This is a genomic window from Mesorhizobium japonicum MAFF 303099 (assembly GCF_000009625.1).
Classification (GTDB): Bacteria; Pseudomonadota; Alphaproteobacteria; order Rhizobiales; family Rhizobiaceae; genus Mesorhizobium; species Mesorhizobium japonicum.
Genome location: NC_002678.2, coordinates 6027730 through 6041960, shown reverse-complemented (window position 1 = coordinate 6041960; position 14231 = coordinate 6027730). Strand labels below are relative to the sequence as shown.

The window sequence follows — 14231 nt, the reverse complement described above, 5'->3', positions numbered from 1 at the left end:
GCCTTGCCAAACGCAACCGCGCTGCTATTCTTGCTGCTAAAATAATTTCACACACAGGCAAACTTGTTTCTCGAACCGCAAGGCTGAGATGAGCCGGTCGCCCTACCCAACAGTCACAGCCGGACCGCCGCGCCCGAGTCTCATCCTGAGGCCCGGCCAGATCGCGCTGCCGCCGGGCATGGAGCGCTACACGATCCAGGGCAACGGGGCTTTGCTGATTGAGGTCGAGGCCGGCGATATCATCACCGTCCGCAATGTCGAAGGCGGCCAGGCCTGCGAACTTCTGGCCTGGGACACCACAGGCACCACCGATCCCGGCATCTTCGGCGAAAAGTCCAACAGCAATGCCGCCGGCATCAAGGCGCTCCTCGCCGAGGGCGATGACAGTCTCGCATCCTTGCGCCGCGGGCTGGCGCGCCGGCAGGTGGTGCTCGATCAGGCAAAGGCCCTACGCGTGTTCGGCGCCACAACGCCGGCCGGGACCGAACAGGCTTTCACAGTCACGCGCGACGGCTCGATGGTCATCGCCGCGCCCGGCGGACCGATGCTGGTCGACAGCCATGACACGGCAACGCCGCTTGCCGTCATTGTGCGCCGCGCCACGATCCGCCTGAAAACAAAGTCGCAGTTGGCCGATCCCCTCGCCGATCCGGTGCTCGACCTGCGCGTCCATTCGGCAACGGCGGAATCCTACTTCGTCAAGGCCGGCGACTATCTTCAGATCATCGATGTCGACGGCCGGCAATGCACCGACTTCCAGTGCTTTTCGGCGCGCAAGTTGGACAAGGGCCTCGACCATCCGCTCGACGTGACGACGACGCGCACGCTGATGGGGTCGAGCTATCCGATGCCTGGCCTGCATTCAAAATATTACGACCAGGACATGGAGCCGCTGGTCGAGGTGGTGCAGGACACATGCGGCCGGCATGATGCCTTCGCGCTGGCTTGCGCTGCGAAATATTACGACGACATCGGCTATCCCGGCCACACCAACTGCTCGGAGAATTTCAACGGCGCGCTGGCCGGCAAGGGCGTCAAACCCCGCGCGGGCTGGATCGCGATCAACTTCTTCTTCAACACCGCCATCGACGCGCATGGCGTGATGGTGTCCGACGAGCCGTGGTCGCGCCCCGGCGACTATGTGCTGCTCAGGGCGCTGACCGACATCGTCTGCGTCTCCTCCGCCTGCCCCGACGACACCACGCCGGCCAATGGCTGGGACCTGACAGACATCCATGTGCGGACCTATTCCGGCCAGCACAAATTCTCGCGAGCGATCGCCAGACGCATGACGCCCGATTCGGAACCGAAAATGACCCGCGAGACATCCTTTCATTCGAGCTTTGCCAAGCACACCCGAAATTTCTCCGAATACAGGGGCTACTGGCTGGCCAATTCCTTCGCCAAGGAAGGCCCCCTCGCCGAATACTGGGCTTGCCGGCAGGACGCCGTGATCATGGACCTGTCGCCGCTCAGAAAATTCGAGGTCACCGGACCGGATTCCGAAGCGCTGCTGCAATACACGCTGACCCGCGACGTGAAAAAACTCGGCGTCGGCCAGGTCGTCTACTCCGCCATGTGCTATGAGCATGGCGGCATGATCGACGACGGCACGCTGCTGCGGCTCGGCAAGGATAATTTCCGCTGGGTCGGCGGCGACGATCTTTCCGGCGAATGGCTGCGCGAGACCGCCAAGAAGCTTGGGCTCAATGTGCTGGTGCGCTCGTCGACCGACCAGATGCACAATGTCGCGGTACAGGGGCCGAAGAGCCGCGACATCCTGAGAGAAGTGGTCTGGACCTCGCCACTGCAGCCGTCGATCGATGAGCTCGAATGGTTCCGCTTCGCGGTTGCCCGCATCGGGGGTGGCAACGGCATTCCGGTCGTCGTCTCGCGCACCGGCTATACCGGCGAGCTCGGCTATGAGATTTGGTGCCATCCGCGCGACGCCGAAAAAGTGTTCGACGCCATCTGGGAAGCCGGCCAGCCGCATGGGCTGAAGCCGATGGGCCTGCAGGCGCTCGACATGGTGCGCATCGAGGCCGGGCTGATCTTCGCGGGCTACGAGTTCTCCGACCAGACCGATCCGTTCGAGGCCGGTATCGGCTTCACCGTGCCGCTGAAAAGCAAGACCGACGACTTCATCGGCCGCGAGGCGCTGATCCGCCGCAAGGAACACCCGCAGACGAAACTGGTGGGCCTCGACATCGACAGCAATGTCGCGGTCGGCCATGGCGACTGCGTCCATGTCGGCCGCGCCCAGATCGGCGTGGTCACCTCGGGCATGCGTTCGCCGGTGCTTGGCAAGAACATCGCGCTGGCAAGGCTCGACGTCACCCATGCGGCCATCGGCACGGAGGTCGAGATCGGCAAGCTCGACGGCCACGCCAAACGGCTGCCAGCGCGCGTCGTCGCCTTCGCCCATTACGATCCGCAGAAGACCCGACCGCGCTCCTGACTGCAGCCGTCCGGACAGGCAGAGCCTCGCGCCGGCAGCGCCGCGAGGCGTATTGTTACGTGCGCGCGCAAGCGTGATGTGCACGGCGTCACAAAACGCTTGACGTGAAAGCGCGCCGGATCAATCTTCACTGTTAAGAAAAAAATACGACTGAGTGGAAACACCGGAGTCGTAAGGTCATGTGCCGGGGAGCAAGCTTCGCAAAGCCGAGGCATCGCTGGCGGGGAACACTTAAAAAAGGGGAAGTCACTGACATGAGCACCATAAGCACGGCCCTGGAGCAGCCTACCGAAAGCAAGCTGCTCAGGCATATCGACTGGCGCGGCGCCTTCTGGGTGGCGAGCGGCGTTCCGGCGCTGGTCCTGTTTTCGATCGGCGGCATTGCCGGCACGACCGGGACGCTGGCCTTCCTGATCTGGACGGTGTCCATGATCATGGGCTTCCTGCAATCCTTCACCTATGCCGAGATCGCCGGCCTGTTCCCGAACAAGTCGGGTGGCGCCTCGATCTACGGCGCTACCGCCTGGCTGCGCTATTCCAAGTTCATCGCGCCGCTATCGGTGTGGTGCAACTGGTTCGCCTGGTCGCCGGTGCTGTCGCTCGGCTGTTCCATCGCCGCCGCCTATATCCTCAATGCGCTGGCGCCAGTGCCGATCTTCACCGAGACCTCTGCGGAAGTCGTCGCCTATATCGCGGCGCATGCCGGAACGGCGCCCGCCGACGCCATCACGGCGGTGACCGCGGCCGCGACACCGGCGATCCGCAGCTGGACGCTGTACAGCCACACGCTGGGACCGGTCTCCTTCACGCTCAACGCCACCTTCTTCATCGGCGCGGTGCTGATGTTGATCATCTTCTCGATCCAGCATCGCGGCATCCTCGGCACGGCCAATGTGCAGAAATATATCGGCCTGCTGGTCATCATCCCGATGCTGATCGTCGGCGTCGTGCCGATCTTCACCGGGCAGATCAACTGGGCCAACTTCTCGCCGCTGGTGCCGCTGGCCACCGCCTATGCGCCGGACCCGGGCGCCTGGAACATCGCCGGCTGGACGCTGGTGCTCGGCGGCATGTTCATCGCCGCCTGGTCGACCTACGGCTTCGAGACCGCCGTCTGCTACACCTCCGAGTTCAAGAACCCCGGTACCGACACGTTCAAGGCCATCTTCTATTCCGGCCTGCTCTGCATGCTTCTGTTCATTCTGGTGCCCTTCACCTTCCAGGGCGTGCTGGGCTTGAACGGCATGCTGGCGACGCCGATCGTCGACGGCTCCGGCGTGGCGGACGCACTGGCCGGCATGGTCGGCGGCGGCAAGATCATCCACAGCCTGCTGGTGATGCTGATGATCCTGGCGCTCGTGCTGTGCATCATGACAGCGATGGCCGGCTCCTCGCGCACGCTCTACCAAGGCTCGGTCGATGGCTGGCTGCCGCGCTATCTCAGCCACGTCAACGAACATGGCGCGCCGACACGGGCCATGTGGACCGACCTCTGCTTCAACCTGATCGTGCTGGCCATTGCCTCGGCCGACGCGACAAGCTTCTTCTTCATCCTCGCCGTGTCGAACTGCGGTTACATCATCTTCAACTTCCTCAACCTCAATGCCGGCTGGATCCATCGCATCGACAACGGCCATATCGCGCGGCCGTGGAAAGCGCCGACCTGGCTTCTCGGGATCGGAGCGATCTTCGCCTATGTCAACGCCATCTTCATGGGCGCCGGCGCCAAGGTGTGGAACCCGATGGCATTGTGGGCCGGACTGATCACCGCGGCGCTGATTATCCCAGTGTTCTGCTTTCGCCACTACATCCAGGACAAGGGCAAGTTCCCCGACCACATGCTGGCCGATCTCGGCATGACAGGAGCGGACCTCGCGGTGAAGAAAGCGGGCATGCTGCCCTATCTGACGCTGGTCGCCGGTGTGGCGGTAATGCTGATCGCCAACTGGATATTCGTCATCTGACAGGCCGACTTAACAGACATCGGGCGCGCTACGGCGCGCCCGATTCTTTTCGGCCTCCGACCGGAGCCTCGCATCAGCCAGCCTTGCGAACTGCCGATTTCGCGTCTTCGAAGAACCGGTTGGGCGGCCGCTTCAGGCCGAGATTCTCGCGGAGCGTCGATCCCTCGTACTGCCGCCTGAAGATGCCGCGCCGCTGCAGCTCGGGTACCACCTTCTCGACGAAATCGTCGAGCCCGGCGGGCAGATAGGGAAACATGATGTTGAAGCCGTCCGATCCTTCGGTGACCAGCCATTTCTCCATCTCGTCGGCGATGATTTGCGGCGTGCCGACGAAGGCGAGACCGGAATAACCGCCCAGCCGCTGGGCAAGCTGGCGAACGGTCAGGTTTTCGTTCCGGGCGAGCTCAATGACGCGCTCGCGGCTGCTCTTCGAGGCATTGGTTTCCGGTATTTCAGGCAAAGCGGCGTCAGGATCAAAGGCCGACGCGTTATGCCCAAGCGCGATCGATAGCGAGGCAATGCCGCTCTCGTAATAGACCAGGCTGTCGAGCTTCGCCCGCTTGGCCCGCGCGTCCTCGACACTGTCGCCGACGACGACGAAAGCACCAGGCAGGATCTTGATGTCGTCGCGGGAGCGCCCGAGTTTTTGTGCCCTGCCCTTGACGTCGGCAAAGAAGTGCTGCCCGGCGGCAAGATCGGCATGGGCGGCGAAAATCACCTCGGCCGTCTCGGCCGCCAGCTGCCGCCCGGCTTCCGAGGCACCGGCCTGGACGATGACCGGCCAGCCCTGTACCGGCCGGGCTATATTGAGCGGCCCGCGCACGGAGAGATGCTCGCCCTTATGGTCCAGCACATGCAGTTTGGCCGGATCGAAATAGAGCCCACTTTCGGCGTCGCGGATGAAGGCGTCGTCAGCAAAACTGTCCCACAGGCCGGTCACGACATCGTAGAATTCCCGCGCCCGGTGATAGCGCTCGTCATGTTCGACATGTTCGTCCAGCCCGAAGTTGAGCGCCGCATCGGGGTTCGACGTGGTGACGATGTTCCAGCCGGCGCGTCCGCCGCTGATATGGTCGAGCGACGCGAAGCGACGCGCAATGTGATAGGGCGCGTCGAAGGTCGTCGACGCGGTGGCGACCAGCCCGATATGGTCGGTGACGGCGGCAAGCGCCGACAAGAGCGTGAACGGCTCGAACGAGGTCACCGTGTGGCTGCGCCGCAGCGCCTCGATCGGCATGTTGAGCACGGCCAGATGGTCGGCCATGAAGAACGCGTCGAACTTCGCCGCCTCCAGCGTCTGCGCGAAGCGCTTCAGATGCGCGAAGTTGAAGTTGGCGTCGGGATAGGCGCCGGGATAGCGCCAGGCGCCGGTGTGCAGGCTGACTGGGCGCATGAAGGCGCCAAGCCGCAATTGCCGATTTTCTGTCATGCAAAGAAACCTTGATGAGGACGAGCGTTGCCGCTCCGGTGTCGCTCAGCATGGAACCGCTTTGCGCCCCTGGGAAGGAATTCTATTTTGCAGAACCGGCAGTGGGGAGCATTTTCATCGACGGCTGGCCGTCACGCGGTATCATCCGCCATCGCCGATGGCGGATGATACGATGGAACCGCTCTATTCCGCGGCCAGGGCCAGTTGCGGCCGCTCGGTCGCCAACTCTGGCTCGGGCGCCTGCTCGCTGTTCACCACCTTCTTCGGCTCGCGGCCGAAGAACAGGGCGTAGCCGGCCGGCAGCACCAGGATGGTCAGCACGGTGGCAACCACGATGCCGCCCATCATGGCATAGGCGAGCGGACCCCAGAACACGGCGCGCGAAATCGGGATCAGCGCCAGCACCGCCGTCATCGCCGTCAGCACGATTGGCCGGAAGCGGCGCACGGCCGAGCCGATAATGGCCTCCGAGCGCTCCATGCCTCTGGCGATGTCCTGGTCGATCTGGTCGACCAGGATGATCGAGTTGCGCATGATGATGCCGAGCAGCGCGATGACGCCGAGGATGGCGACGAAGCCGAACGGCGCGCCGCTGATCAAAAGCGCGGCGGCCGCGCCAATAATGCCGAGCGGACCGGTGGCCAGCACCAGCATCGCCTTGCCGAAGTTCTGCAGCTGGATCATCAAGAGCACGACGATGATGGCCAGCATGATCGGCGCCTTGGCGGCGATCGACGCCTGGCTTTCGGCCGAATCCTCGGCACCGCCCTGGATCTCGATCTTGTAACCGGGCGCCAGGCCGTCGCGCAGGCCCTGCATGTCCTTGTACATCTTGGTGACGACGTCGTTGGACTGCACGCCATCGGGCAGCGTTGCGCGCACGCTGATGGTCGGCAGGCGGTCGCGGCGCCATTCGATGCCCTGCTCCAGCACAGGTACCACCTTGGCCACCTGCGACAGCGGCACGAAGCCACCAAAATCGGTCGGGACGTAGACCGAGTCGACCGAGGACAGCAGGCTGCGGCTGGCATCCGGCTCGCGAGCGACGATGGAGACCGTCTCCTCGCCATCGCGGAAGTCGTCGAGCGGCGCACCGGCCATGGTCGCCTGCAGCATCTGACGGATGCGCTGCGAGGTGACGCCGAGCGCCCGGGCGCGATCCTGGTCGATGACCAGCTTCATCGCTGGCACCGGCTCGAGCCAATCGTCATGCACGGCGCCCAGCAGCGGATCCTCGCGGAATTTCGCCTTCACCTGGTCGGCGATGCGGCGTACCTCCTGGCGGTCGGGACCCATGACGCGCATCTGCACCGGCCAGCCAGTCGGCGGTCCGAGGAACAGGCGATCGACCTTGGCGCGGATCGAGGGGAAATCCTCGGCCAGAACCGTGCGCAGCTTGACGATCAGCCGCTCGCGCGCCGGCTCGTCATTGGCCATCACCAGCATCTGGGCGAAGTTCGGGTTGCGCAGCTGCTGGTCGAGCGGCAGGAAGAAGCGCGGCGCGCCTTCGCCGATATAGGTGGCGATGAAGCGCTTGTCCTTGTCGTCCATCATCTTGGCTTCCAGCGCCTTGGCCTGCGTTTCGACCTCCTTGATGCTGGTGCCCTCGGGCAGCCAGAGATCGACCAGGATTTCCGGCCGCGACGACTGCGGGAAGAAGTTCTGCGGGATGAACTGGAACGCCCACAGGCTGGTGCCGAAAGTCACCAGTGTCATGACGAGCACGATGATGCGATGGCGCACCGCCCAGCCGACAGTAGCACGCAGCCGACGGTAGAAACGCGTGTCGAAGACGTCATGATGGGTGCCGGCATGCTTGCGCTGCTTGAGGATCATGTTGCCGAGCCACGGCGTGAAATAGACCGCGACGAACCACGACACGATCAGCGCGATGCCGACGACATAGAACAGGGTGCGCACATATTCGCCGGCCGTGGAGGCGGCGAAGCCGACCGGGATGAAGCCCGCGGTGGTGATGAGCGTGCCGCTCAGCATCGGAAAGGCTGTCGACGTATAGGCGAAGCTCGCCGCCTCGATCTTGACCAGCCCCTCCTCCAGCTTGCGCTCCATCATCTCGACGACGATCATGGCGTCGTCGACAAGCAGGCCGAGCGCGATGATCAGGGCGCCCAGCGAAATGCGCTGTAGGTCGATGCCGAGCTCGTACATGATGGCGAAGGTGGCGGCCAGAACCAGCGGGATGGCGATGGCGATGACCAGCCCCGAACGCCAGCCGATCGACAGGAACGAGACGACAAGCACGATCAGCAGCGCCTCGCCGAGCGCATGCATGAACTCGGCCACCGCATCCGTGACGACGCCTGGCTGATCGGAAATCTGGTCGACCGATACGCCATAGGGCAGCGCCTCCTCGAAGCGCTTGTAGGTTGCCTCGACATCCTTGCCGACGTCGGTGACCTTGAAACCCTTGGCCATGACCACGCCAAGCTGCACGCTGTCATGACCGTTGAAACGGTATTTGCGCTGGAACGGATCTTCGAGTCCGGAGGTCACGGTGGCGATGTCGCCGAGACGGGTGACCTGCCCGCCGGCACGCAGGCGCAATTCCCTGATATCGGCGGCCTTGGTGACGTCGCCTTCGACGGAGATGCGCACCGAATTGACGCCGGTGTCGACGGCGCCGGCCGGATCGACGTTGTTCTGGCCCTTGATCGCGTTCTGCAGGTCGGGCAGCGTCAAACCACGCTCGGCGAGCGCCTTGGACGAAACGTCGATGTAGAGCTTTTCCGGCTGGTCGCCGATGATGACGGCCTTCTCGACGCCGGGCGTCGTCAACAGCATGTCGCGCGCCTGGATGGCGAACTTCTTCAGCTCTGGATAGGAGAAGCCATCGCCGCTGATCGAATGCAGGGTGATGAAGGTGTCGCCGAACTCGTCGTTGAAATAGGGGCCGAGCAGGCCTTGCGGCAGGTCGCCGGAGATGTCGCCGACCTTCTTGCGCACCTGATAGAAGGCGTCCGCCACCTCGGCGGCGTTGGTGTCGCCCTTGATCTGCACGGTGATGATGGCGCTGCCGGCGCGGGTGAAGGAGCGCACAAAGTCGAGATGCGGCGTTTCCTGCAGCTTGCGCTCGATCTTGTTGACGACCTGGTCTTCCATTTCCTGGATCGAGGAGCCCGGCCAGATCGCCTGCACGACCATCACCCGGAAGGTGAAATCCGGGTCTTCCTTCTGGCCCATGCGCATCAGGCCGAGCGCACCGGCGATGATGATCAGCCCGAACAGAAATCGCGCGATCGAGGGATGGCCGATGGCCCAGCGCGACAGGTTGAAAGGCCGCTTTTCTTCAGTGGAATTAGTCATCGGTACTCGTCCACTTTGCTTGTTTGCCGGCGCCCGGCGCTTCAAAGAAGCGCGGCGCGCGAAACGAAATCATCTGCATTCGATCTGGCTTCCGGGCGGCGAGGCTTTCCGAGCGGAGAGACACTCATCGCGGTGGGACGCTAGGTCGATGCGGGGGTACATCGGCCGTGACGTCTCAACCTTCGGGCGCACGCCGCCCGGAAACCTGCGGCCGCGGGAACGCGCGGCCGACCTGTCTGTCCTCAGCGCAGCCGGCTGGCGTCGTCGCCCTCGGCTGAGGCTGATTGCTGCGCCAGGCCGCCGGCGAGCTTGACCCTGAGATTCTCGGTCATGAACTGGGTGCCGGCGGCGACCACGATATCGCCGGGCTTCAATCCTTCTGCGACTCGCACGCCATCGGCGGCGAACTTGGCAACCTTCACCGGACGGGCATGAACGGTATCGGCGCCACGATCCACGGTCCAGACGATCGACTGGCTGTCTTTTTCAGCCAACGCGCTCAAGGGGATCGAAACCAGCTGCTTTTCGTTGGCGGCCGAGGCCTCGATATTGGCGGTCATGCCGAGAAGCACACGCGGATCATTGGGCAGGCTGACACGGACGGCGAAGGTGCGCGATTGCGGATCGGCGCTGCCGGCAACCTCGCGGACCTTGCCGTCGAGCGCCAGCGTGCTGTCGGACCAGAAGCCCGCCTTGACTGACTTGCCCGGCTTGAACTCGGCGATTTCCATCTCCGGCACCGCGATCAGCACTTCCTTTTCGCCATCGACGGCGACTGAGACCACGGGCGTGCCGGAGCCAACCACCTGGCCGACATCGGCGTTCACGGCCGTGACGATGCCGTCCCTGTCGGCCTTGAGGTCGGTATAGCCGACCTGGTTCTTGGCTTGGTCGAGCGACGAACGGGCGGAGTCGCGCGTGGCGACCGCCTGGTCATGGGCCAGCGTCGCCTGTTCGAGCTGCGATTTCGGCGCGAAGTTCCTGGTGAAAAGCTGCTCGGCGCGCTTTCGCGTAAGCTCCGTCGTCTCGACCTGCCGTTCGGCGGCATCAAGGGCTGCCTGCGCGCTTTTGACCGACAGGTCGTAGTCGGTGGGATCGATGCGGGCGAGCACATCGCCCGGCACCACATGCTGACCGATGTCGACCAGACGCTCGGTGATCTTGCCGTTGACGCGGAAAGCCAGGGCGCTTTCGGTGCGAGCCCGCACGGATCCCGAATAGGAAAGCATGCGGGTGTCATGCGCCTGAGCGATTTCGACGACCTTGACCGGGCGGATTATCTCCTTGACCTCGGCCTTCTCCTGGCTGCAGCCGGCAAGCGCGAGCGCCGCGACCACAAGGCCCGCGACCGGCAACCGGCGGATGATGGAATGGGACAAAGACACCTTGGCACTCCCGAACTGGAGATAAACTGTCGACCTGCGCCCGGCGGGCGCCGGCTATTTCTTCAAGGCCTTGATCGCATAGTCGATCAGGTCGTCGGGCATCGCCCGGTTGGTCTTGGCAAGACACTGCGCCACCATCTGCGGATGGCAAAGGATGATTGTAGCGGCGCCGAAGCAGCGCGACGCGATCACCGGGTCCTGCTCGGCGAACTCGCCGGCCTCGATGCCGTCACGGATGACCTCCGCGAAGAGATCGTGGATGCTGTCGACGTGCTTGTCGATGACGCCCCAGTCCCGCTCGAGCGCGACGATGACCATCTCATGCACCTTCTGCTCATCGAGCATGGTCTCCAGCGTCATCTTGTATTGCGCATGGATGTAGCGACGAAGCCGCTCCTCGGCACCGATCGGCAGGTGCATGATCTCGTAGGCCATCTTGTAGCTGGCGCCGAGCATCCGGCCACACACCGCCTGGTGGATTTCGACCTTGGAGGCGAAGAAACGGTAGATGTTGGCCGGCGACATGCCGAGCTCACGGGCGATGTCGGCAACATTGGTCTTGCCGTAGCCATAGTGCCGGAACAGGCGCTCGGCACAGTCGAGAATGCGCGTCACATTCTCCTGCCTGGCGGCATCGACAACGATGTTGGCGGCTTCGGACATGGCTCTTTCGTTTGACAAGTGACGAATTTCAATTTTCGTCAGTCGTAAATTGAAGAAGGCGGGATGTCAACGCGAAATCGACGTACGCGTACAAGATAGTGACAGATGGTGACATCCAACAGACGTAACCAAGCGGCCCAAGGATGCGGGCAACTCAAAATATTTTTTAAAGAGGCCGCCGGCGCTTCAGGCGAGTTTGGCCATTTCGCGGAGTCGGAATTTCTGGATCTTGCCGGTCGAGGTCTTCGGGATCTCGGCAAAAATCACCGCTTTCGGCACTTTGAAGCGGGCAAGCAGCGCACGGCAGTGCTCGATGATCTCGGCCTCGCTCGCCGTCTTGCCGGGCTTCAGCTCGACATAGGCAACCGGCACCTCCCCCCATTTGTCGTCATGGCGCGCCACAACGCCGCAGGAGGCGACGGACGGGTGCTTGTAGAGCGCATCCTCGACCTCGATCGAGGAAATGTTCTCGCCGCCCGAAATGATGATGTCCTTGGAACGGTCCTTGAGCTGGATGTAGCCATCGGGATGCATGACGCCGAGATCACCGGAATGGAACCAGCCGCCGGCGAACGCTTCGTCGCTGGCCTTGCGGTTCTTGAGGTAGCCCTTCATGACGATGTTGCCGCGGAACATGACCTCGCCGATGGTCTCGCCGTCGGCCGGCGTCGCCTGCATCGTCTCGGGGTCCATGACGGTCAGGCCTTCGAGCGCGGCATAGCGCACGCCCTGCCTTGCCTTCTTGGCGCTGCGCTCGCCCTTTGCGAGATCGTCCCATTCGCCATGCCATTCGTTGACCACGGCCGGGCCATAGGTCTCGGTCAGGCCATAGAGATGGGTGACGGCAAAGCCGGCATCGGCCATCCCCGACAGCACGGCTTCCGGCGGCGGCGCGGCCGCGGTGTTGAAGGTCACCGTCTGCGCGAACGTGCGCTTGTCCTCATCCCGGGCGTTGATCAGCACCGACATGACGACCGGCGCGCCGCAGAGATGTGTGACGCCATGATCGGCGATGGCGTCATAGATCGGCTTCGGCCGCACCCAGCGCAGGCAGACATGGGTGCCGGCCTGGACGGCCAGCGTCCACGGAAAGCACCAGCCATTGCAGTGGAACATCGGAAGCGTCCAGAGATAGACGGCGTGCTTGGCCATGCCGGCATGGATGGTGTTGGTGTAGGCCATCAGGGCGGCACCGCGATGGTGGTAGACCACGCCCTTCGGATTGCCCGTCGTGCCCGAGGTGTAGTTGAGCGAGATGGCGTCCCATTCATCGTCGGGCATCGACCAGGCGAAATCCTCGTCGCCACCGGCGACAAAGTCCTCATAGTCGAGCGCGCCAATCCGTTCCCCCTTCGGATAGGGGGCGTCGGCGGCGTAGTCGGGATCGTCATAGTCGATGACCAGCGGCGTGACCTTGGCCAGATCGAGCGCCTGCCGGACGACGCCGGAGAATTCGCGGTCGACGATGAGCACCTTGGTCTCGGCATGGTCGAGCTGGAAGGCGATGACCGCGGCGTCGAGGCGGGTGTTGAGCGAATGCAGCACCGCCTTGGTCATCGGCACACCGAAATGCGCCTCCAGCATCGGCGGCGTGTTGGACAGCATCACGGTGACCGTGTCGCCCTTGCCGATGCCGCGCTTTTGCAGTGCCGATGCGACCTTCAGCGAGCGGCGCCAGAAATCGCGGTAGCTGATGCGCTGGCGGCCGTGGATGATGGCGATGTGGTCGGGATAGGTCTTTGCCGCGCGCTCCAGATAGGTGAGCGGCGTCAGCGGCTGGTGGTTGGCCGCGTTCCTGTCGAGATCCTGTTCGTAAGAATTGGCCATCCCATCCTCCCCAAAGTCCTTTTCGAGATTTCTAACCTTAGGGCTCTCGTCAGGCCATCCCCCTGAATGGCCGAAGATGCTATGCTGTCCAGGCTTTGTAGAACGACCATCCCGGATACGTTTTATTTAGAGGCGATCGCACTCACGCATGCCAATTTGACTTTTGTCGAGAGCCGTGACTAATGTCAGCCGAGGAGACGGCATGGCGATCCGACCGGCAGAACAACTCATTCACAAAGCCGCCTGGCTCTACTATGCGCATGGCCTGCGGCAGGACCAGGTTGCAAGCCAGCTTAACATTTCGCGTGCTTCGGTGGCCATGTATCTGCGCAAGGCGCGCGAGACCGGCATCGTCAACATCTCGACCTCGACGCAGCTGTTCACCGACGACGTGATGGCGCGCAGGCTCGAGGACGCCTTGAAGCTCGACGCGGTCTGGATCGCGCCGGAGAACGGCTATATCCCGGACCCTTCGACTGATATCGCCGTGCTGGCGGCGAGCGTCTTTCTCGAACTGGTCAAGAAGGGCGACCGCATCGGCGTCGCCTGGGGCCGCACCGTCTATACGATCGCCGACATCATGTCCTATGCCGACCTGCAGGATGTCACGGTGGTGCAGCTCTGCGGCAATCTCGGCGCGCCCTACTCCTATCGGCCCGACCAGTGCACCATGGAAATTGCGCGCCGGCTGAACGCCAAGGGGCTTAATTTCTATGCGCCGCTGGTGCTGTCGACGGAAGATCTCGCGCGTGCGTTGCGCGCCGAGCCGGTGATCCGCGAACAGCTGGCCGGCATCAGCGATTGCAATCTCGCGCTTTTCTCCGTCGGCACCGTCGATGCAGACAGCCATGTCGTCAAATGCGGCGCGCTCAACCCGGACGAAATGGCCGCGCTGCGCGGCATCGGCGCAGCCGGGGTGATTGCCGGACAGATCATCGACGCCAGGGGCGAGGCGCTCGACTGCAGCTACAACCGCCGGGTCATTTCGGCTGAACTCGGTTCGCTGCGTGCCATCGAAAAACGCTTGATGGTGGTGCAGGAGGACAGCAAGTTCGAGCCATTGCTCGCGGCGCTCGCGGGCGGGCTTTGCACGCATCTTGTGGTCGGCGCGCATATGGCGCAACGGCTGCTCGATCATGCCGGAGCGATGCCACAGAAAGCATCCTGAAAAAGCAACCCTT

The 14231-nt window shown here is 63.3% G+C and carries 8 protein-coding genes; 3 read left to right on the top strand and 5 right to left on the bottom strand.

All coding sequences use genetic code 11. The features are described from left to right. Nucleotides 1-88 precede the first annotated feature (88 nt). Together MAFF_RS29810 and MAFF_RS29805 are read left to right on the top strand one after the other, a co-directional pair. Nucleotides 89-2458, top strand: a complete 2370-nt coding sequence (locus tag MAFF_RS29810; protein WP_044549668.1) for a DUF1989 domain-containing protein — start codon at nt 89-91, stop codon at nt 2456-2458. Nucleotides 2459-2712: 254 nt separating this feature from the next. After that, complete coding sequence (locus MAFF_RS29805) at nt 2713-4422, top strand: APC family permease (protein WP_044549666.1); 1710 nt, start codon at nt 2713-2715, stop codon at nt 4420-4422. Between the two features lie 73 nt (nt 4423-4495). Here MAFF_RS29805 and MAFF_RS29800 read toward each other — a convergent pair whose 3' ends face one another. The 5 genes from MAFF_RS29800 to MAFF_RS29780 all read right to left on the bottom strand — a co-directional run bounded on the left by MAFF_RS29800 (nt 4496) and on the right by MAFF_RS29780 (nt 13050). Beyond that, nucleotides 4496-5851 carry an LLM class flavin-dependent oxidoreductase gene (locus MAFF_RS29800; protein WP_010914742.1) on the bottom strand — a complete coding sequence of 452 codons (1356 nt, stop codon included), beginning with the start codon at nt 5849-5851 and terminating at the stop codon, nt 4496-4498. A 183-nt stretch (nt 5852-6034) separates the two neighbouring features. Continuing rightward, complete coding sequence (locus MAFF_RS29795) at nt 6035-9175, bottom strand: efflux RND transporter permease subunit (protein WP_010914741.1); 3141 nt, start codon at nt 9173-9175, stop codon at nt 6035-6037. A 242-nt stretch (nt 9176-9417) separates the two neighbouring features. Beyond that, entirely contained in the window at nt 9418-10560 is a 1143-nt protein-coding gene (locus tag MAFF_RS29790; protein ID WP_010914740.1) for an efflux RND transporter periplasmic adaptor subunit, read from the bottom strand. A gap of 54 nt (nt 10561-10614) precedes the next feature. Then, a complete protein-coding gene (locus MAFF_RS29785) occupies nt 10615-11223 on the bottom strand; it encodes a TetR family transcriptional regulator (RefSeq protein ID WP_032929285.1) in 609 nt (202 codons plus the stop codon). A 186-nt stretch (nt 11224-11409) separates the two neighbouring features. Continuing rightward, the gene (locus MAFF_RS29780; protein WP_010914738.1) at nt 11410-13050 is read right to left on the bottom strand and encodes an acyl-CoA synthetase; all 1641 of its coding nucleotides are present in this window, start codon (nt 13048-13050) and stop codon (nt 11410-11412) included. A 202-nt stretch (nt 13051-13252) separates the two neighbouring features. Between MAFF_RS29780 and MAFF_RS29775 the strand changes: the two genes are divergently transcribed. Continuing rightward, a complete protein-coding gene (locus MAFF_RS29775; protein ID WP_010914737.1) occupies nt 13253-14218 on the top strand; it encodes a sugar-binding transcriptional regulator in 966 nt (321 codons plus the stop codon). Nucleotides 14219-14231 lie beyond the last annotated feature (13 nt).